17 protein-coding genes and 1 pseudogene are annotated in these 18,653 nt (G+C 71.7%); 9 read left to right on the forward strand and 9 right to left on the reverse strand.

Annotated features, from left to right (window positions below; translation table 11 throughout):
- Nucleotides 1–151 precede the first annotated feature (151 nt).
- Nucleotides 152–1,393 (reverse strand): ROK family protein, encoded by a 1,242-nt coding sequence (locus ACWDAG_RS10755; RefSeq protein ID WP_450695242.1) that lies wholly within the window; start codon nucleotides 1,391–1,393, stop codon nucleotides 152–154.
- Nucleotides 1,394–1,429: 36 nt separating this feature from the next.
- Entirely contained in the window at nucleotides 1,430–2,071 is a 642-nt protein-coding gene (locus ACWDAG_RS10760) for an alpha-ketoglutarate-dependent dioxygenase AlkB family protein (protein WP_450695243.1), read from the reverse strand.
- A gap of 69 nt (nucleotides 2,072–2,140) precedes the next feature.
- Between ACWDAG_RS10760 and ACWDAG_RS10765 the strand changes: the two genes are divergently transcribed.
- On the forward strand, nucleotides 2,141–3,274 hold the full coding sequence (locus ACWDAG_RS10765; protein WP_450695566.1) for a methyltransferase: 1,134 nt from the start codon (nucleotides 2,141–2,143) through the stop codon (nucleotides 3,272–3,274).
- On the opposite strand, the gene ACWDAG_RS10770 is transcribed toward ACWDAG_RS10765, so the two are convergent.
- Genes ACWDAG_RS10770 through ACWDAG_RS10780 form a run of 3 tightly spaced genes read right to left on the reverse strand, consistent with a single transcriptional unit; the run spans nucleotide 3,275 to nucleotide 5,204 of the window.
- A complete protein-coding gene (locus ACWDAG_RS10770; protein WP_450695244.1) occupies nucleotides 3,275–4,135 on the reverse strand; it encodes a class II fructose-bisphosphate aldolase in 861 nt (286 codons plus the stop codon). It abuts the gene before it with no gap.
- Nucleotides 4,136–4,165: 30 nt separating this feature from the next.
- Nucleotides 4,166–4,291, reverse strand: a complete 126-nt coding sequence (locus ACWDAG_RS10775; protein WP_450695245.1) for a hypothetical protein — start codon at nucleotides 4,289–4,291, stop codon at nucleotides 4,166–4,168.
- 31 nt (nucleotides 4,292–4,322) lie between these two features.
- Nucleotides 4,323–5,204: an SIS domain-containing protein gene (locus ACWDAG_RS10780; protein WP_450695246.1), complete on the reverse strand. Its 882-nt coding sequence runs from the start codon at nucleotides 5,202–5,204 to the stop codon at nucleotides 4,323–4,325.
- 147 nt (nucleotides 5,205–5,351) lie between these two features.
- Here ACWDAG_RS10780 and ACWDAG_RS10785 point away from each other — a divergent pair, with 147 nt between their 5' ends.
- The 5 genes and pseudogenes from ACWDAG_RS10785 to ACWDAG_RS10805 all read left to right on the forward strand — a co-directional run.
- Entirely contained in the window at nucleotides 5,352–6,131 is a 780-nt protein-coding gene (locus tag ACWDAG_RS10785; protein ID WP_450695247.1) for a DeoR/GlpR family DNA-binding transcription regulator, read from the forward strand.
- Nucleotides 6,132–6,230: 99 nt separating this feature from the next.
- The gene (locus ACWDAG_RS10790) at nucleotides 6,231–8,072 is read left to right on the forward strand and encodes a glycoside hydrolase family 15 protein (RefSeq protein ID WP_450695248.1); all 1,842 of its coding nucleotides are present in this window, start codon (nucleotides 6,231–6,233) and stop codon (nucleotides 8,070–8,072) included.
- Nucleotides 8,073–8,201: 129 nt separating this feature from the next.
- Nucleotides 8,202–8,855 (forward strand): hypothetical protein, encoded by a 654-nt coding sequence (locus ACWDAG_RS10795; RefSeq protein ID WP_450695249.1) that lies wholly within the window; start codon nucleotides 8,202–8,204, stop codon nucleotides 8,853–8,855.
- A 41-nt stretch (nucleotides 8,856–8,896) separates the two neighbouring features.
- A complete protein-coding gene (locus tag ACWDAG_RS10800) occupies nucleotides 8,897–10,411 on the forward strand; it encodes an amidohydrolase (protein WP_450695250.1) in 1,515 nt (504 codons plus the stop codon).
- 135 nt (nucleotides 10,412–10,546) lie between these two features.
- Nucleotides 10,547–11,134 (forward strand): annotated as a pseudogene (locus ACWDAG_RS10805) (NADP-dependent oxidoreductase); the annotation flags it as partial.
- A gap of 144 nt (nucleotides 11,135–11,278) precedes the next feature.
- On the opposite strand, the gene ACWDAG_RS10810 reads toward ACWDAG_RS10805, so the two are convergent.
- Together ACWDAG_RS10810 and ACWDAG_RS10815 are read right to left on the reverse strand one after the other, a co-directional pair.
- Nucleotides 11,279–12,097: an alpha/beta hydrolase gene (locus ACWDAG_RS10810; protein WP_450695251.1), complete on the reverse strand. Its 819-nt coding sequence runs from the start codon at nucleotides 12,095–12,097 to the stop codon at nucleotides 11,279–11,281.
- A gap of 120 nt (nucleotides 12,098–12,217) precedes the next feature.
- Nucleotides 12,218–12,547 carry a hypothetical protein gene (locus tag ACWDAG_RS10815; protein WP_450695252.1) on the reverse strand — a complete coding sequence of 110 codons (330 nt, stop codon included), beginning with the start codon at nucleotides 12,545–12,547 and terminating at the stop codon, nucleotides 12,218–12,220.
- Nucleotides 12,548–12,641: 94 nt separating this feature from the next.
- Here ACWDAG_RS10815 and ACWDAG_RS10820 point away from each other — a divergent pair, with 94 nt between their 5' ends.
- The gene (locus tag ACWDAG_RS10820; RefSeq protein WP_450695253.1) at nucleotides 12,642–13,421 is read left to right on the forward strand and encodes an SDR family NAD(P)-dependent oxidoreductase; all 780 of its coding nucleotides are present in this window, start codon (nucleotides 12,642–12,644) and stop codon (nucleotides 13,419–13,421) included.
- Between the two features lie 113 nt (nucleotides 13,422–13,534).
- On the forward strand, nucleotides 13,535–14,131 hold the full coding sequence (locus ACWDAG_RS10825; RefSeq protein WP_450695254.1) for an AMIN-like domain-containing (lipo)protein: 597 nt from the start codon (nucleotides 13,535–13,537) through the stop codon (nucleotides 14,129–14,131).
- A gap of 148 nt (nucleotides 14,132–14,279) precedes the next feature.
- On the opposite strand, the gene ACWDAG_RS10830 is transcribed toward ACWDAG_RS10825, so the two are convergent.
- Both ACWDAG_RS10830 and ACWDAG_RS10835 read right to left on the reverse strand, forming a co-directional pair.
- Nucleotides 14,280–15,263: a S1C family serine protease gene (locus tag ACWDAG_RS10830; protein ID WP_450695255.1), complete on the reverse strand. Its 984-nt coding sequence runs from the start codon at nucleotides 15,261–15,263 to the stop codon at nucleotides 14,280–14,282.
- 101 nt (nucleotides 15,264–15,364) lie between these two features.
- Nucleotides 15,365–16,480 (reverse strand): GNAT family N-acetyltransferase, encoded by a 1,116-nt coding sequence (locus ACWDAG_RS10835; protein WP_450695256.1) that lies wholly within the window; start codon nucleotides 16,478–16,480, stop codon nucleotides 15,365–15,367.
- A 708-nt stretch (nucleotides 16,481–17,188) separates the two neighbouring features.
- On the opposite strand from ACWDAG_RS10835, the gene ACWDAG_RS10840 reads away from it, so the two are divergent.
- The gene (locus tag ACWDAG_RS10840) at nucleotides 17,189–18,631 is read left to right on the forward strand and encodes a DUF2079 domain-containing protein (protein ID WP_450695257.1); all 1,443 of its coding nucleotides are present in this window, start codon (nucleotides 17,189–17,191) and stop codon (nucleotides 18,629–18,631) included.
- Nucleotides 18,632–18,653: the final 22 nt, after the last annotated feature.

Below are 18,653 nucleotides of genomic sequence, written 5' to 3' on the forward strand. Positions count from 1 at the left end.
AGGCAAAGCCCTCAGGAGCGTAAACGGGGTGGGAGGGTGAGACAGGGCACGGGTGTACAGGTCCACATAAGCCGTGCGCGCACCATTAGGCGCCGGACACCGCACGTGCTCGAGCCCCTGGCGGACGGGCTGGCCAAAGGCGTCGGCGGTCTCAGTGGGTGAGGGCCCCCAGCGGATCGTCCAGTACCGGCTGCCACGCCAGCTCGGCGGCGCCGACCAGGCTGTTGTGGTCGAGGGTGCAGGCCAGGATGGGGACGCCGCCGCTCTGGCCCCACAGGCTGCGGTCGGCGACGACGGCGCGCAGGCGTTCGGGGTCGGCGTCCAGGAGGGTGCGGTGGAGGCCGCCGAGGATGATGCGGTCGGGGTTGAGGATGTTGACCAGGCCCGCGAGGCCGAGGCCGAGACGGTCGATGAGGGCGTCGGCGGCCGTGCGGATGGCGGGGTCGCCGTAGTGGTGGCGGATCAGGTCGTTGGCCTGCTGGAGGAGGTTGACCTCGGGGCCGGGGTCGCGGCCGGCCGCCGTGAGCAGGGCCAGTGGGTCGGCCTCGACGTCGAGGCAGCCGCGGCTGCCGCAGTGGCAGGGGCGGCCCTCGGGGTTGACGGTGAGATGGCCGACCTCCAGGGCCAGGCCCGAACTGCCCGTGTGCAGGCGGCCGTCCAGGACCAGCGCGCCGCCCACGCCCCGGTGCCCCGTGGCCACGCACAGCAGGTCGCGGGCGCCGCGGCCCGCGCCGTGCCGGTGCTCGGCGAGGGCGGCGAGGTTGACGTCGTTGCCCGCGAAGGCGGGGCCGGTGATGCCCGCCTCGCGCACGCACTCCGCGAAGATGCGGCGGACCGGCGCACCCGCCGGCCAGGCCAGGTGCAGGGGGTTGAGGGCGAGTCCGTCCGGTTCGGCGACCGCGGACGGTACGGCGAGTCCGGCGCCGACGCAGCGCCGACCCGTCGAGCGCAGCAGCTCGGCGCCCGCCTCCACGACCGAGCCGAGGACCTTCGCCGGGTCGGCGTCGACGGTCTCGCAGCCGGGAGCGGTGGCGACGATGCGGCCGCCCAGGCCGACCAGCGCCGCCCGGAACCCGTCGGCGTGCACCTGTGCGGCGAGGACGACCGGGCCGTCCTCGGCGACCGAGAGCCGGTGCGAGGGCCTGCCCTGCGAGCCGGCCGCCGCGGCGGGCCGGGCGTCGACCCGGATCAGCCCGAGGGCCTCCAGTTCGGCGGCGACCGCGCCGGCCGTGGCCCGCGTGACGCCGAGCTCGGCGGTGAGCACCGCCCTCGTGGGCGCGCGCCCGGTGTGCACGAGCTCCAACGCGGGCCCGAGCGCGCCGCGCCCCCGGTCCAACCGCGTTCTCGAGGTGGTCCCTTCCCCCGTCGGCCGGGGGTCCGCCTTGCCGCTCATGAGGGCGAGTCTCCCATGATCCGCAGTTACGCCGGGCTACAGGCCGCTGACCCGAAGTGTGATGTTCAGCCGTCCTGTCAGCCCCAACTCCGGAGGCGCACTGCCCGCATACACGCGCGGCACCCCGTGGTGGGCGAGCCTGGACGGTCCGCCGAACACGAACAGATCTCCGCTGCGCAGCTCGACATCCGTGTAGGGCTTGGTACGGGTCTCGGTGTTGCCGAAGCGGAAGACGCAGGTGTCGCCCAGGCTCAGGGAGACCACCGGTGCGTCGGACTTCTCGTCGCTGTCGCGATGCATACCCATGCGGGCCTCGGCGTCGTAGAAGTTGATCAGTGCGATGTCGTACGGTGCCGCCGGTTCGCCGAGTGTCTCCAGCACCGCGCGTCGGCCGACTTCGCCCAGCCAGGCCGGGAACGGCTTCACGGGGGCGCCGTCGCCGTCGACGACCGTGCGGGCGTAGCCGTACGGGTACCAGTGCCAGCCCAGGCAGACCTGCCTGGCGGTCATCGTGCCGCCGCCGGGTGTGTGCACCGTGCGCAGGCCGGCAGGTGGGCGCGCCCACGCGCGACAGGCGTCCAGCAGCTCCCGCTGGGCGTCTGCGGCCAGCCAGCCGGGTACGTGCACCGCGCCGGGCGCAACCTCCGTGCGCTCCCGTGGGAACAGCTCGGCATCCATGTCGCCCATCCTCCCCCCACCGGCCGTGAGCTGCGGCTCGGCTAGCCTTGACGCACGATGAACGACCGTATGACGACGCCGTGGGGCGAGTTCGCGCTGGCCCGTTTCCCCGAGGACCCGCGCGAGAGGCTGCGCGCCTGGGACGCCTCCGACGAGTACCTGCTCAGGCACCTGGCGGCCGAGAAGGTCCCGCTGTCCGGCACGGTCGTGGTCCTCGGCGACCGCTGGGGCGCGCTGGCCACCGCCCTTGCGGCGCACCGGCCCGTGCAGATCACCGACTCGTACCTGGCGCAGGAGGCGACCCGCGCGAACCTGGCCCGGGCCGGCGTCGAGACCGGTGCCGTACGGCTGCTGACCACGCAGGATCCGCCGCCCGACCGCGTCGACGTCCTCCTGGTCAGGGTGCCCAAGAGTCTCGCGCTCCTGGAGGACCAGCTGCTGCGGCTGGCGCCCGCGGTGCACGAGGGGACGGTCGTCGTCGGCACCGGGATGGTGAAGGAGATCCACACCTCGACGCTGCAGTTGTTCGAGCGGATCCTGGGGCCCACCCGCACCTCGCTGGCCGAGCGGAAGGCCCGGCTGATCTTCTGCACGCCCGACACCGCGCCGGAGCGGCCCGCGAACCCGTGGCCGTACAGCTACGCGCTGCCCGAGGGCATCGGCCCGGTCTCGGGGCGCACCGTGGTCAACCACGCGGGTGTGTTCTGCGCCGACCGCCTCGACATCGGCACCCGCTTCTTCCTGCAGCACCTGCCGGCCGCACTCGGCGGCCGGCGGGTGGTGGACCTGGGCTGCGGCAACGGTGTGGTCGGTACGGCGGTGGCGCTGGCCGAGCCGTCGGCCGAGGTGCTGTTCGTGGACGAGTCGTTCCAGGCCGTGGCCTCGGCGGAGGGGACGTACAAGGCGAACGGGGTGCCCGGGCACGCGGAGTTCCGGGTCGGGGACGGGCTGACGGGGGTGCCGGACGAGAGCGTCGACCTCGTGCTCAGCAACCCGCCGTTCCACTCGCACCAGGCGACGACCGACACGACGGCGTGGCGGATGTTCACCGGGGCGCGGCGTGTGCTGCGTCCCGGTGGTGAGATGTGGGTGGTCGGCAACCGGCACCTGGGCTACCACGTGAAGCTGCGCAAGGTGTTCGGCAACAGTCAACTGGTCGCCGGCGACCCGAAGTTCGTGGTGCTGAAGGCCGTCAAGAGATGATCAGGTGGTGGGCCGGGCGACCGTCCGGATGATCTCGGTCACCGCATGCACCATCGCCTCTCTGCCCACGCTCAGGTACTTGCGTGAGTCGACCGCCTCGGGATGGGCGGCGAGGAAGTCGCGGATCGCGCCCGTCATGGCGATGTTGAGAGCCGTGCCGACGTTCACCTTGGCGATGCCTCCGGCGACCGCCGCGGCGAGCTCGTGGTCCGGTACGCCCGAGGAGCCGTGCAGGACCAGTGGCACGTCCACAGCGGCCGACAGTCGTTTGAGGAGGTCGTGGTCGAGGGTCGCGGTGCGGGTGGTCATGGCGTGGGTGCTGCCGATCGCGACGGCGAGGGCGTTCACACCGGAGTCGGCGACGAAGGTGCGCGCCTGGGCGGGGTCGGTGCGGGCGCCGGGCGCGTGGGCGTCCAGCGGGGGCTCGCCCGTCTTTCCGGCGACCTGCCCCAACTCGGCCTCGATCCAGAGGCCTTGAGCGTGCGCCCAGTCGACGGCGGCTCTGGTCGCGGCGAGGTTCTGCTCGTAGGGCAGACGGGCCGCGTCGTACATCACCGAGCTGAATCCCGCGTCCGCAGCCTGGCGCAGCAGATCGTCGCTCTGGACGTGGTCGAGGTGCAGCGCGACCGGCACTCCGGCACGTTCGGCGGCGGCGAGGGCCGCGCGGGCGAGCGGGAGCAGTCGGCCGTAGCGGAACTTGACGGCGTTCTCGCTGACCTGGAGGACGACGGGGGCCTCGGCGGACTCGGCGCCGGCGATGACGGCCTCGACGTGTTCGAGGGTGATGATGTTGAAGGCGGCGATGGCGGAGCGCTCGGCGGCGGCCCGGCTGACGAGCTCGCCGGTGGTGGCGAGGGGCACGGCTTCTCCCTTCGGACTTGTGGGGGTGCGTCAGGGCGTGAGGACCACCGAGCGGGTGAGATGGCTCGGCCGGTCCAAGTCGAGCCCGCGCACCGCGACGGCGCAGCACGCGGCGCCGGCCCGGGAGACCAGTTCACCGGCCGTGACGAGGGACACGGCTTCTCCCTTCCAGCGTTTCGTGGGTGCGTCAGGGCGTGAGGATCACCGAGCGGGTGAGGTGGCGCGGCTGGTCCGGGTCGAGCCCGCGGGCCGCGGCGACGGCGACCGCGAGGCGCTGGGCGCGGACCAGTTCGGCGAGCGGGTCGAGGCCGCCCGCGATCCACAGCCCGCCGGTGGCGCGCACCTGTTCGGCCAGGCCCTCCGGGGCTTCACCGAGCATCCAGGTCGCCGTGCCGTGGGTGGTGATACTGATGGGGCCGTGCCGGTACTCCATCGCCGGGTAGGCCTCGGTCCAGGCGAGTGAGGCCTCGCGCATCTTCAGTCCGGCCTCGTTGGCCAGGCCCACCGTCCAGCCGCGGCCCAGGAAGGTGAACTGCGTGCAGTCGACGAGCCCTTCGGGCAGCGGGGTCGTGAGGGCGCTGCGGGCGTCGGCGACGACGGCGTCGGTGTGCGCGCCCAGATGGGCGCGGAGCAGGGTCAGCGCGGTCGTCGCGAACCGCGTCTGCACGACGGAGCGTTCGTCCGAGTAGTCGAGCACGACGAGGTCGTCGGCGGCCGCCATGACCGGCGTGTCCGGGTCGGCGGTGATCGCCGTCGTTCGCGTGCGGCCCCTCAACTGGCCCAGCAGGTCGAGCACTTCGGTGGTGGTGCCGGAGCGGGTGAGGGCCATGACACGGTCGTAGGAGCGGCCGTGGGGGAACTCGGAGGCGGCGAAGGCGTCCGTCTCGCCCTGTCCCGCGCCCTCGCGCAGTGCGGCGGCCGCCTGCGCCATGAAGTACGAGGTGCCGCACCCGACGATCGCGACCCGCTCCCCGGGCGCCGGGAGCGCTCCGCGGTGCCGGTCCGTCTCCGACGCGGCGCGTATCCAGCACTCGGGCTGGCTGGTCAGCTCGTCCTCGACATGGGTCATGCCGGGCCCTCCCCTGTTTCCGGTACTGACTCGATGGCGTGCGTGATTGTTCTTGCAAGATATAGCGAGTTTTCGAGCAGTATCAAGCATTCGAGCTCATACGGGGTGCGCTAGGGTCGCCGGGAGATCGAGGAACGGAGGGTGGGCATGTCCCGGGACGCCCGCTGGAAGGCGCTGCTGGAACTGCTCGTCGAGCGCGGCCGGCTGGACGTCGAGGAGGCGGCCGCCGAGCTGGAGGTCTCGGCCGCGACGATCCGGCGCGACTTCGACCAGCTCGCCGAGCAGCAGATGCTCGTCCGCACGCGGGGCGGCGCGGTCGTGCACGGGGTGTCGTACGAGCTGCCGCTGCGCTACAAGACCGCCCGGCACGCCTCCGAGAAGCAGCGGATCGCGAAGGCGGTGGCCGGACTGGTCGCGCCCGGCGAGGCGGTGGGGCTGACCGGCGGCACGACCACCACCGAGGTGGCGCGGGCCCTGGCCGTGCGCAGCGATCTCGCCTCCGGTTCCCCGGCGCTCACCGTCGTCACCAACGCGCTCAACATCGCCAACGAGCTCGCGGTGCGCCCCCAGTTCAAGATCGTGGTGACCGGCGGGGTGGCGCGTCCGCAGTCGTACGAGCTCATCGGGCCGCTCGCGGACGGCGTGCTCGGCCAGATCACCCTCGATGTGGCCGTGCTCGGTGTCGTCGCCTTCGACGTCACGCACGGCGCAGCCGCGCACGACGAGGCGGAGGCCGCGATCAACCGGCTGCTGTGCCAGCGCGCCGAGCGGGTGGTCGTCGCCGCCGACTCCAGCAAGCTGGGCCGACGGGCGTTCGCCCGGATCTGCGCGGCCGAGTCGGTGGACACCCTGGTCACGGACACGGCGGCGAGCGCGGAGTCGGTGCGCCGCTTCGAGGAGGCGGGGATCGCGGTCGTCACGGTCTGACTCCCGACAGTGCGCCCCGGCCTCCGCGATCCTCACGCCCGGCCGCCTGATTCCGCCTAGGCTGGGAAGCGGGATGCGGGTCGGGGCAGGGAGGCTGCGATGAGCTCAGGAGCGATCGACCAGGGCGTCCCGGGGGCCGCTCCCCGGTATCTGCCGATCGCCGAGCACGGTCTGATCGGCGATCTGCGCAGCGTGGCCCTCGTGGGCACCGACGGCACCATCGACTGGTACTGCTGCCCGGCCTTCGACGCGCCGAGCGTCTTCGCGGCGATCCTGGACGCGGAGCGCGGCGGCTCCTTCGAGCTGGCGGCGTCCGTACCGGCGAAGACGAAGCAGTTCTACTTCCCCGACACCAACGTCCTGATCACCCGGTTCTTCACCGAGGACGGCGTCGGCGAGGTGCAGGACTTCATGCCGCTCAACGGCAGGGACGTCGAGACCGAGCGGCACCGGCTGATACGGCGGGTGGTGTGCGTGCGCGGCTCCATCCCGTTCCGCACACGGGTGGCCCCGCGCTTCGACTACGGCACCCGGCCGCACACCGTCCGTCTGGTCGGCGAGGTCGCGGTGTTCGCGTCCGAGGGGCTGTCGCTCGCGCTGACGGCCACGGTGCCGCTGGAGGCCGACGGGCTGGACGTGCAGGCCGACTTCAAGCTCTCCGAGGGCGAGACCGCGGTGTTCGCGCTGGACCAGGTCGGCGGCGACGTGGAGCCGCGCCGGTGCGCCAAGCTGGAGGCGGAGGAGCAGTTCGGCACGACGGTGGCGTACTGGCGGCGCTGGCTCTCGGCCTCCAAGTACCGTGGCCGCTGGCGGGAGATGGTGCACCGCTCCGCCCTCACCCTGAAGCTGCTCACCTACGCGCCCACCGGCGCGATCGTGGCCGCGCCGACCACGAGCCTGCCCGAGCAGCTGGGCGGCGAACGCAACTGGGACTACCGGTACGTATGGGTGCGCGACGCCGCCTTCGCCGTGTACGCACTGCTGCGGCTCGGCTTCACCGAGGAGGCCGAGGCGTTCATGAACTTCCTGACCCGGCACGTCAGTCCGTCGACCGACGGGGACTCCGCACCCCTGCAGATCATGTACGGCATCGACGGCCGCACCGACCTCACCGAGCTCGAACTCGACCACCTGGAGGGGCATCAGGGCTCCGCGCCGGTACGCATCGGCAACGCCGCAGCCGACCAGCTCCAGCTCGACATCTACGGCGCGCTGATCGACTCGATCTACCTCTACGACAAATGGGCCAAGCCCATCTCCAGCGCCCAGTGGGACGACGTGTGCGCGCTGGTGGACTGGGTGTGCGAGCACTGGGACCAGCCGGACGAGGGGATATGGGAGACCCGCGGCGGCCGCAAGAACTTCCTGTACTCACGGCTGATGTGCTGGGTGGCCATCGAGCGGGCCATCCGCATGGCCAACCGGCGCGGTCTGCCCGCCGACCTGCCCCGCTGGCGCGAGCGCCGCGACACGATCTACCGGCGGATCATGAAGCGGGGCTGGTCCGAGACCCGGCAGGCGTTCGTCCAGCACGAGGGCGGCGACGACGTGCTCGACGCGGCCGTCCTGATGATGCCGCTGACGAAGTTCATCGCCCCCACCGACCCCAAGTGGCTGTCCACCCTCGACGCGCTCACCCACGACCTGGTGTCCGACTCCCTGGTCTACCGCTACGACCCGATGGCGAGCCCCGACGGGCTGCGCGGCGACGAAGGCACGTTCTCCATCTGCTCGTTCTGGTACGTCGAGGCCATGGTCCACGCCGGCCGCATCGACGAGGCACGCCTCGCCTTCGAGAAGATGCTCACCTACGCCAACCATCTGGGCCTGTACGCCGAGGAGATCAGTCACACCGGCGAGCAACAGGGCAACTTCCCGCAGGCGTTCACCCATCTCGCGCTCATCAGCGCCGCCTTCAACCTGGACAAGGCCCTGGGCTGAGGGTGGTGCTGAGGACACCGTGGATCCGGTCCTCAGGCCCAGGGACGGCGGGCCCCGCGGCCGGGAGGATTCTTGATGTCGGCAACCGGGCCGACGCGGAATCCACCTCACGGACTCGGGGGAACACCCATGACCGAAACCTTCGCCAGGCGCCTGACCGGCGTCGCCGGCATCGCCGCCGCGGCCGCACTGATCGTCGAAGTACCCCTGTACTTCGTCTATTCGGGCCCGCCGCCGGACGCGAACGTGCTCGCCCGGCTGTTGCTGGGCATCGTCGCCCTCGCCTGCCTGGTCGTGTTCGTGACGGCCTTCCGTGAACTGATCAAGCGCACGCATCCCGCCTACGAGTGGGCAGGTTCGATCGCCTCCGCCACAGGGCTGGTCTACGCGACGATCACCCTGGTCTCCATGGGACTGGAGGCCGGCGCGGTGATCGCCACCGACCATCCGATCGATCCGACCATCACGGTCAACGGGACATACATCCTCTACGGGTCGATCTCCCGGCTGATGCTGGGCCTGTTCCTGGCGGCGGTCGGCCACGTCGTCGCGCGCACCGACGTGCTGCCCCGCTGGATCAGCCGCTCGGCCTACGTCCTGGCCGCGATCAACCTGGCCTTCGTACCGTCCCTGTTCTTCGGCAACACACCCGCGCACTTCTACGCGGCGAACGGCTGGGGCACGACCGCCCTGATGGGAGCGATCCTCAGCTACTGGCTGCTGGCCGTGGGCATCTCCACCTACCGGAGCTCCACCCGCCTGCACCGCTCCGTCGCCGCGTAGCCTCAGAAGCCGATCACCGGGACCTCACCACTGGAGCCTTGATGACGAGCCTCGACGGCATACCCGGCACCGCCGCGGACGCACTCGGCACGCCGCCCGCGCTGACGCTCTCCCGAGTGCGGTTGGGCGCCGGTGGGCCGCTGGGCAGTGTGCGTGTCGCGGACGGCCGGGTCGTCGCCGTCGAGGTGGAGAGGGACCCCGGCGGTCCGGTGTTCGACATGGACGGGCGGACGGTGCTGCCGGGCCTCTGGGACGCCCATGTGCACGCGGCACAGTGGGCCGGCAACCGTCATCGGGTCGATCTCGCCGGGCTGGAGTCCGCGCGGGCGGTCGCTGAAACCGTGCGTCTGCACGCCGCGGGTCTGCCCGCCGACGAGATGGTCCTGGGGCAGGGCTTCCGGGACGGTCTGTGGCCGGACACGCCCCACAAGGCATTGCTCGACTCCGTCTGCCCGGACCGGCCGGTCGCGCTGGTCAGTGCCGATCTGCATGCCGTCTGGCTGAACTCGGTATGCCTGGCACTGGTCGGCCGCGGCGGCCATGCGACGGGACTGCTGCGCGAGCACGAGTGCTTCGAGGCCATGCAGGCGCTGCCCGAGGTGCCCGTCGAGGTCCTCGACGAGTGGGTGGCTCAGGCCTGCCGGGATGCCGCCGCGCGGGGCGTCACGGGCATCATCGACTTCCACTTCTCCGACAACCTCGCCGACTGGAGTCGACGGGCGGCGCGTTCGGCGCTCGCCGTACGGGTGCAGGCCGCCGTCTACCCCCGGCATCTGGATGCGGTCATCGAGGGCGGGTTGAGGACGGGTGACCTGCTGCCCGGCACCGGCGGCCTGGTCCGGGTCGGCCCGCTCAAGCTGTTCACGGACGGTTCGCTCAACACGCGGACGGCGCTGTGCTGCGATCCCTACCCGGGGCTGGAGGGCACGGAGGAGGCATACGGCATCCAGGAGACCGCGTACGCGGAGCTGGTCCGTCTGATGCGGCGTGCCGCCGCCCATGGCATCGAGCCCGCCGTGCACGCGATCGGCGACCGGGCCAACACCCTCGCGCTCGACGCGTTCGCGGACGTCGGCTGCCGGGGCCGCATCGAGCACGCCCAGCTGCTGTCGGCCGCCGATGTGGAGCGGTTCGCGGCACTGGGCGTCACCGCCGGGGTGCAGCCCGCACATGCCACCGACGACCGCGATATGGCGGACCACCACTGGGCCGGGCGCACCGGGCGCGCCTTCGCCTACGGCGACCTGCTGGCGTCCGGCGCCCGGCTGGAGTTCGGCTCCGACGCTCCCGTCTCACCGCTCGACCCGTGGCTGGGCATCGCGGCGGCCGTGCACCGGACCGGCGACGAGCGGCCCGCCTGGCATCCGGAGCAGCGGATCCCGGTGGCGGCGGCCCTCGCGGCGTCGGCACGGGGACGTTCAGGGCTCCGGGTCGGTGACACGGCCGACCTGGTGGTCGTGGACGTGGACCCTGCGCAGGCGGACGCGCGCACGCTGCGGGAGATGCCGGTGCACGCCACCATGCTGGGCGGGCGCTGGACGCATGGGCCGCGCTGACGGCGAACGGTGCCCCCGATCAGCTGTGCATGGCTGCTCCCAGAATTTTTTGGCCCTTGCAGACAGGCCTGATCAGCAGGGTCGGCAACTGGCTCAGTCATCCGACTCAAGCCGCGCCGGGCCGCGAGGATCACCATGGTCAGGTACGGGTCGGAGGTATCGGAGTTGTCGGTCGGTGACGAGGTGTTCGGTCTGATTCCCTTCACGCGGGACGGTGCGGCAGCGGAGTTCACCGCCGTCCCGGCGGGGGTGCTGGCCGTCAAGCCCGCGGCGCTGTCCCACGACGCCGCGGCCGCGTCGACGCTCGCGGGGCTGACGGCCTGGCAGGGCCTCGTCCGCCACGGTGGCCTCACCGCGGGCCGACGGGTGCTGGTGCACGGTGGGGCGGGCGGGGTGGGCTCCTTCGTGGTGCAGATCGCCGCGGCACTGGGTGCCTCGGTCACCGCCACCGCCTCGGCCGAGGACGCGGAATTCGTGCGTGAGCTGGGTGCGGAGCACGTCGTCGACTACGCGAGCGAGCGGTTCGAGGACCAGGTCAAGGAGGTCGACCTGGTCTTCGACACGGTCGGCGGCGACAGCCAGACCCGCTCCTGGCAGGTGCTGCGGCCCGGCGGCGTGCTCGTCAGCATCGTCGCCCAGCCCGACACCAGCCGGGCGGGCGAGGCACGCGGGGTGTTCTTCGTGGTCGAACCGGACCGTGCCGGGCTCACCGAACTGGCCCGGCTGTTCGAGTCGGGGAGGCTGACGCCGCGCATCGACCGGGTGGTGCCGCTGGCGGACGCGGGGGGGCGCGTACACGGCGCTGGAGCGGGAGCACCGCCGCGGGAAGGTCGTGCTCAGGGTGAGCTGAGGGGTCGTACCCCTTCCTCAGGGCGCGGTGTCCGGCCGCAACCCCTGCTTGCCGAGCCATACCAGACAGGCGTCCGCGACCTCCCGCCAGCCGCTGTCCACGGTGAGCGAGTGGCCGCGGTCGGCGAACTCCACGAGTTCGGTCACCGCCGTCGAATGCCGGTACTGCTTGAGCGTGGCCTTGGTGACGGCTTCGGGGACGGTGTGGTCACGGCCTCCCATGATCAGGAGGAGTGGGCCGCGGGTCTCGTTGTCGGTGTCGACCTTGGCCGGCGAGTGCCGCGAGAAGTTGGCAGCGGCGGCCTCGAACAGAGGCTTGCCCGGCGCCGGGATGGTCCAGCGTTCGTACAACGCGTCGGACTCCTCTGCCTCGACCGCGTTGCCGAAGGCGAAGCGGAACTGCTCGGCCGTCAGCGACACCGCGCGGTGCCGGTTGGCCGGGTTGACGAAGACCGGGAAGGTGGAGCGCAGTGCCGACAGCGGCAGCGGCAGGACGCCCTTGATCTGGGCCGCGTCGATGGCGATGGCGGCGGCCGCGCGGTCCTGGCCGAGCAGTTTCTCGGCGATCATCCCGCCGAAGGAGTGGCCGATGAGGACGGGGCGTTCGGGCAGTTCGTCGATGACGGCCGCGTAGTGCTCGACGACGTCGTCGATGCCGCGGTCGGCGATGGAGTCCGGGTTGGCCCGGGCGAGTTCGACGGTCTCGGCGACGCCGGGCCAGCCGGGCGCGAGAGTCCGGTGGCCCGCGGCCTCGAACAGCTCCTGCCAGGGTGCCCAGGAGGTCGGGTGCAGCCAGAGGCCGTGGATGAAGACGACGGGTGGGGCAGTGCCGGCCATGATCGGGTCCTTCCGCCGGTTCGGGGTCGGTCGACGGGCGCGGAAAGGCTTGCGTCCGTCTCATATGTTCCTCTGCTCGGCGGTGCTTTGGCTTGAGTCAGGTGACTGCCGGCGCGGCCGTCAGCGCACGCCGGGCTCCCGTTCGTCGGCGACCTGGTCGTCGGGGCCCACGATCGACTGCGCGCGGTGCAAGGTACGGCGGTACGGATCGTCGCCCAGCACATCGGCCAGGGCGGCGTTGGCCGCCAGTCGGCGGATGGACGGTTCGGACTGCACGACGGCGGATCTGACCAGCGGGTGGCGGAAGCGCAGCCGTGCCTCGTCGAAGTGGAGGAGACCGGCGGCCGCGGTGGCAGCCGGTGCGGGCGGGGCGGGTGTCGCACGGCGAGGGAGCTCCGGCGGGTGTGCGCGTCGGCGGAAAACGGGCGGGCGCGCCGGGGAAGCAGTCACATGACCGAAGCACGTCCCCCGGCCTTGCCCATATGGTCGGCTCGGTGGGCGGCGAGCGCCCCGGCTCCCTCCCGGACACGTCAAGGAGCAGCTCATGGACCATGGACTCGACGGTCAGGTCGCCGTCGTCACCGGAGCGAGCCGAGGCATCGGCCTCGCTGTCGTACAGGCGCTGGCGGGCGAAGGGGCCCGGGTGGTCGCGGGTGCCCGCCACTCGTCGGGAGAGCTGGACGAGTTGGCCAAGGCCGATGCCGTCGAGGTCGTCGAGGTCGACCTCGCCACGGAGTCGGGTCCCGCCCGCCTGCTCGCGCGGGCGGGCGACCGCGTCGACATCCTGGTCAACAACGTCGGCGCCGCCCCCGTCCGGCCCGAAGGGTTTCTGAGCATCACCGACGAGGACTGGCTGGCCTCGCTCACCCTCAACCTGCTGGCGGCGGTCCGGGCGACCCGCGCCGCGCTTCCGGTCATGCTCGCGCAGGGCAGCGGCAGCATCGTGAACATCGCCTCGGTGAACGCCGCGCTGCCCGATCCCCTGGTGCTCGACTACAGCGCGGCCAAGGCGGCGCTCCTCGCCTTCTCCAAGGGCCTGTCGAAGGAGGTGGGCGGCCGCGGGATCCGCGTCAACACGGTCAGTCCCGGCCCCGTCGCCACCGATCTGTGGCTGGCCGACGACGGCGTGGCGGCCACGGTGAGCCGGGCGACCGGCGCCGATCCGTCGACGGTGAGGGAGGGCGCCGCGAACGCCATGGTCACCGGCCGGTTCTCGCAGCCCGACGAGGTCGCGAACGCCGTCCTGTTCCTCGCCGGGGCCCGGGCGGCGAACACGGTGGGTACCGACGTGCGGGTCGACGGCGGATTCATCCCGACCTGGTAGCCGGCGGAAGCCGCGTGAGCGCACCCTGGAGATGACCAACCTGCAACCGCAACCTTTCAGCCATCCTGTATGTCTCATCAAATACCAGTACGAACCAGGCTTCGGGGGACGTGATGAGACGAAGCAGAGCAACACGCAGCAGAACCGCATGGGCGACGCTCATGCTCCTGGGCGCCGCAATGGGAGCGACCGCGATCCCGGCCGACGCCGCACCGGCCACCACCACCCAGACCGTCACCTGCCCCACCGGCTGGGGCAGCGTCGCCAAGACACGTGCAGCATCCACGACGAAGCCGGTCAAGAACGTCAGGACCGGCCGACACACCTGCTACGACCGGATGGTCATCGACATCCCCGGCGCGGGCCGGAGCAGCCTCGGCTACTCCGTCGGGTACGTCAGCCACCTCTACCAGGACGGATCCGGGCGTCTCATACCCGTCGGCGGCGGTGCCGTCCTCGAGGTGCGGGTGCATGCGCCCAGCTACGACCCCGCCACGGGGGCGCCCACCTATCCCGCCCGGGCGGGCCGTCCGCTGCCGGGCGTCGACCTCACCGGGTACCGCGCCTTCCGGGACACCCGGTTCGGCGGCAGCTTCGAGGGCGACACCCAGCTCGGGCTCGGCGTCCGGGCCCGGCTGCCGTTCCGCGTGCTGCGGGTGGACGGCCATGTGATCGTGGACGTGGCCCACACCTGGACGGGCAAGCCCTGAGGCACCTCAGGCGCCGGAGGAAGCCGAAGGAGTGGGAGAGGAGGCTCCCCGGAAGGCCTTGAGCGCGTCCACCAGCCAGGTGGTGGACGCGCCGAGTCGCGTCGAGTCCGGTGCGTTCGCACCGCCCCGGCGCAGAGCACGCGGCCGCTCAGTCGTCCGCGATCAGCTCCACCGGTGTGGCGATGACATCGACGAGGGCGTCGCCGCGCAGTGCGGTCAGGGCGAGGGGGCGTCCTATGGCGTCCTCGAGCATCAGCCGCTGCAGAGCCTGGGCGCTGGTCACCGGTTCGCCGTGGACGGTGATCAGCAGGTCGCCGTCGCGCAGTCCGGCCCGGGCGGCGGGGGATGCGGGCACGACCTCGACGATCCGCAGGCCCGTGGGGCGGCCGGTACGCGCCCGTAGCAAGGGCGGCAGCGGCGCGGGGATACCTGCCAGGCCGAGGTAGGCGCGGCGGACTCTGCCCTCGGAGAGCAGGGTCGCGATGATCTGGCGGCTGGTGCCGTTCACCGGGATGGCAAGGCCCAGGCCGACGTCGGCGATGGCGGTGTTGATGCCGACGACGCTGCCGTCGGCCGTGGCGAGCGCCCCGCCCGAGCTGCCGGGGTGGAGGGTGGCGTCGGTCTGGACGACGTCGTCGATGACGCGGGTCGCCCGGCCCGCGCTCGCCGGCAGCGACCGGCCCAGTGCGCTGACCACGCCGGCGGTGACGCTGCCGGTCAGTCCCAGGGGGTTGCCGACCGCCACGACGAGCTGTCCCACCCGTAGTGCGTCGGCCTCGCCGAACCGGGCCGGAGGCGGTGTCGGCCCGTCGGCGCGCACCACCGCGAGGTCGGAGAGCGGGTCGGCGCCGATGACGTGGAAGGGGGTGGTCGTGCCGTCGGCGAAGGACGCCGTACCGGCGTCGGAGTGCCCGACGACATGGGCGTTGGTGAGCAGGAAACCGTCGTCGGTGAAGACCACCGCGGAGCCGGTCCCCCTCACGAACCGGCCTCTGGAGCGGCGGTGCGCGACGTTCAGGGCCGCCACCTTCGGGGTGAGTTCGGCTGCGACGGAGGTGACGATCTGCGAGTAGGCGTCGAGCGCGGCCTGCTCCTGAGGGGAGCGGTCGGGCTCGGAAAGTGTCTCGGCCACGAGTCGACCTTTCCGCTGGCCCAAGGGCGTGCATTACATGCTTACACCTTTGCTCGGGCAGGCGGAGCGGACTTCGCTGCGGGCTGACGCCGGAGGTCTTGTCAGCGTGTGCGGGGCCGCGCGGTGCCGGCGTCCGTCCGTCTCGATGTGCGCAGGGTGCCGACCGTCTTCAGCAGCCGGTCGGCGGGTGCGCGCAGCTCGGGGTGGGCGTTGACCGTGTTCCGCAGGCCCCGCACGGGTCTGCGCCACAGCCGGTGGGCCGCCGCGACCGGGTGGGGGCGGCTGGCGAACCCTTCCGCCACGCGCAGCTCGCGGGTCTTGAGCCAGTCCTTGTACTCCTTGTCGCCGCGCCCCAGGTCCATCAGCGTCACCCCGTTGCGGGCCGCCGCCTCGGCGGTGCGCAGATGCATCATCAGCCCGGGTGAGTAGTAGTGCAGGTCGGGGTCGTATGCGGTGAACCAGGCGGCCAGCACGGTGCGCGACCTTGGCCCGAAGTGCGCCGCCACCGGCCGGTCGCCCGCGTACAGCACCGACAGCACACCCGTGAAGTGCTCCTCGCGGACCTCGAAGAGATGGTCCACCAGGTCGACGATCCACGGCCGCGAGAAGCGGTCCATCCGGCCCGTCCTGCGGTACTGGGCGGACTTCCACTGCATCAGCCGGCGCAGCATCCGCGGGTCGCGCTCGTCGAACTCGAAGCGCACCTCGCCGACGTCGCGCCCGAGACGGCGTTCCTTCTTCAGCGTCGTCTTGGCCAGCCCCGGGTACGCACCGCGCAGCCACGGCGCATAGCCGCTCTCGTCGGGCTTCAGATCGACGACCGGGGAGGCGAACGTCCCCGTGACATGCCGGCCGAAAGGCTTCTGCTCCGCCACGAGATGGTCGAACTCGAAGATGGACAGGCCGCAGGCTCTCAGCAGTTCCTGGGCGTTCCAGGTGACGCCGGGACGGTGCACCAGCGCCTGGCAGTCGGACAGGCCGAGCCCGACGGCCCGGCCGACACCGAAGGCGTTGCGTTCGTACGGGAAGAAGCCGACCGGCGCCCCGCCTTCACGCAGGACGGCGATCCGCGTACCGGCGCGGTATCTGCCGATCCCGAGGGCGAACTCCGGAGCCAGGAAAGGATTGGCGTACTCGGGGGACTCGTCCATCGCCGCATGCCACGCCGAACGCAGCGAGGTGCTCAGTTCGTCGACTCTGTGGATCGTGACGTCCACGTCAGATCATCCGCCCTTCCCCAGGCTCCGCGAGGGACGACCCGGCCGCAGGGCAGACCGGTAGAGCGTGTGGACCCCTGTTCATTGATCGCATCCGCGACCGCTCCCCCCGTGACGTCCCCCCGCGGCGCGCTGTCCGCGTCGTACCACGTTCTTTGAGTATCAGCCGGTTCCCGGCCGTGTACACGGTCGTTCCGCGATTGATCCTCGGGTTCCGAACTGTCCGCCGAGGATCAAACGTCGCGAAACAGTACGCATGTTGTCAAGAGTGCCTGCCGCTACAAAACGGCAGCGGAAGAAGCGACCCTTGCCGCGCACGTACATTTCACGCCGTCCTCATGTGCGGGCCGTCCAGTCGGGCCGGGTCCAACTGGCGTCGTCTGCAGGCGCACCGCGGAGTGGCCCCTCGTCACGCTCACCAACTACGACTTCCTCCAGGGCGTCCGCCACCAACCCCGGTGTCAGGGCCCTCTCCCCCACCCACGTGCGGCAGATCATGGCCGACAGAGGTATGCGCCTGCCCAAGCCGTACGGGCCCGTCGACACCGGCACAGCGGCAGCACCCCCCCGTCCTTGGCTCCAGTGGTGCAAGTGATCTACGTCTCAGCGGGTGAACCGGGGCGCGGCGAACGCGGTCACAGCAGATGACGTAGTCATCGAGTGCCCGACGCGGCTGATCCGTGCCGGCGCATAAGGACGCCCCCCACCGTGCCCAACACCCAGCAGGACACCCCGACTTCGCTCCGCTCCGACCCCTCCATACCTGCGCCGGTCGCGCCTCCCCCGCGTGACCGGCGTCCCCGTCCCCCCGGCCGCCGCGATCCCCTCCTCCTGGCCACCGCCCTGTTCGCCGCGTACGCGGTCCTGTCCATCACCCGGTACGAGCATCTGGCGACCCGCTCCTGGGACCTCGGCATCTTCGAGCAGGCGGTCCGCGCGTACGCCCATCTGCAGGCGCCGGTCGTCGATCTGAAAGGGCCCGGGTTCAACATCCTGGGCGATCACTTCAGCCCGGTGCTCGCTCTGCTCGCCCCCGTCTACCGGCTCTTCCCCTCCCCTGTCACGCTGCTCGTCGCCCAGGCCGCCCTCTTCGCGGTGTCGGCCGTGCCGGTGAGCCGTGCGGCCGCCGGGCTGCTGGGGCGGCGGCGCGGGCTCGTCCTCGGAGTCGGGTACGGCCTGTCCTGGGGCCTGCAGCGGGCCGTCGACTTCGACTTCCACGAGGTCTGCTTCGCCGTCCCCCTGATCGCCTTCAGCCTGGAGGCGCTGCTGGCGCGCCGGTGGCGGCCCGCACTGTGGTGGGCGCTGCCGCTGGTGCTGGTCAAGGAGGACCTGGGCCTGACGGTGGCGGCCATCGCGCTGGTCGTCGCCCTGCGCTGCCACCGCTCCCCGCGCACGCTCGCGTACGCCCTCGCGGTGGCGGTCCTGGGCATCGCCGCCACCGTCGTCACCCTCACCCTCGTCATCCCCTCCTTCAACACCACCGGCGGCTACACCTACTGGACCAAGGTCGACAGCAGCTTCACCCTCTTCGACGGCACGGACATCAAACTCCGCACCCTCGCCTGGCTGTTGATCCCCACGAGCGGTCTGCTCGCCCTGCGCTCACCGCTGTTGGCCGTGGCCCTGCCCACCCTCGGCTGGCGCTTCTACTCCGCCGACGACCACTACTGGGGCACCGCCTGGCACTACAGCGCGGTCCTGATGCCCGTCGTCGCACTGGCCCTCGTCGACGCGCTCGCTCTGGCGCGTATGAGCCCCCGGCCCTGGCTGCGTTCGTACGCCCAGCAGTTGCCCGCGGCGGTCGCCGGAGCCGCACTGGCCCTCACGACCACCCTCCCGCTGTCCACGCTGACGGAATCCGCCACCTACGACACCCCCGAAGGCGTCCCCCGCATCGAACGCGCCCTGGCCCGCATCCCGGACGGCGCGACGGTCGAGGCCGACATCGGCCCCAGCAGCCGTCTCACCTCCCGCTGCCGCGTCTTCTGGATCGGCGACACCCGGGGCATCACACCCGACTACATCGCCCTGAACAACTCCGGGAAGTGGGTCGGCGACGTCCAGGCGTACGCCCACCAGCTGCACCCCGACGCCCGTTATGTGATCGACGACGCCGCCCACGGTTACGTCGTCCTCAAGCGCAGCTCGTGACCGGCAGACGCCTGACGTCATT

The organism is Streptomyces sp. NPDC001157 (assembly GCF_053598255.1).

Excerpts from the sequence above, each read along its gene's own strand:
- ACWDAG_RS10755 (WP_450695242.1), bottom strand. The coding sequence starts at position 1,393 with ATGAGCGGCAAGGCGGACCCCCGGCCGACGGGGGAAGGGACCACCTCG.
- ACWDAG_RS10760 (WP_450695243.1), bottom strand. The coding sequence starts at position 2,071 with ATGGATGCCGAGCTGTTCCCACGGGAGCGCACGGAGGTTGCGCCCGGC.
- ACWDAG_RS10765 (WP_450695566.1), top strand. The coding sequence starts at position 2,141 with ATGACGACGCCGTGGGGCGAGTTCGCGCTGGCCCGTTTCCCCGAGGAC.
- ACWDAG_RS10780 (WP_450695246.1), bottom strand. The coding sequence starts at position 5,204 with ATGACCCATGTCGAGGACGAGCTGACCAGCCAGCCCGAGTGCTGGATA.
- ACWDAG_RS10785 (WP_450695247.1), top strand. The coding sequence starts at position 5,352 with ATGTCCCGGGACGCCCGCTGGAAGGCGCTGCTGGAACTGCTCGTCGAG.
- ACWDAG_RS10790 (WP_450695248.1), top strand. The coding sequence starts at position 6,231 with ATGAGCTCAGGAGCGATCGACCAGGGCGTCCCGGGGGCCGCTCCCCGG.
- ACWDAG_RS10795 (WP_450695249.1), top strand. The coding sequence starts at position 8,202 with ATGACCGAAACCTTCGCCAGGCGCCTGACCGGCGTCGCCGGCATCGCC.
- ACWDAG_RS10800 (WP_450695250.1), top strand. The coding sequence starts at position 8,897 with ATGACGAGCCTCGACGGCATACCCGGCACCGCCGCGGACGCACTCGGC.
- ACWDAG_RS10810 (WP_450695251.1), bottom strand. The coding sequence starts at position 12,097 with ATGGCCGGCACTGCCCCACCCGTCGTCTTCATCCACGGCCTCTGGCTG.
- ACWDAG_RS10820 (WP_450695253.1), top strand. The coding sequence starts at position 12,642 with ATGGACCATGGACTCGACGGTCAGGTCGCCGTCGTCACCGGAGCGAGC.
- ACWDAG_RS10825 (WP_450695254.1), top strand. The coding sequence starts at position 13,535 with ATGAGACGAAGCAGAGCAACACGCAGCAGAACCGCATGGGCGACGCTC.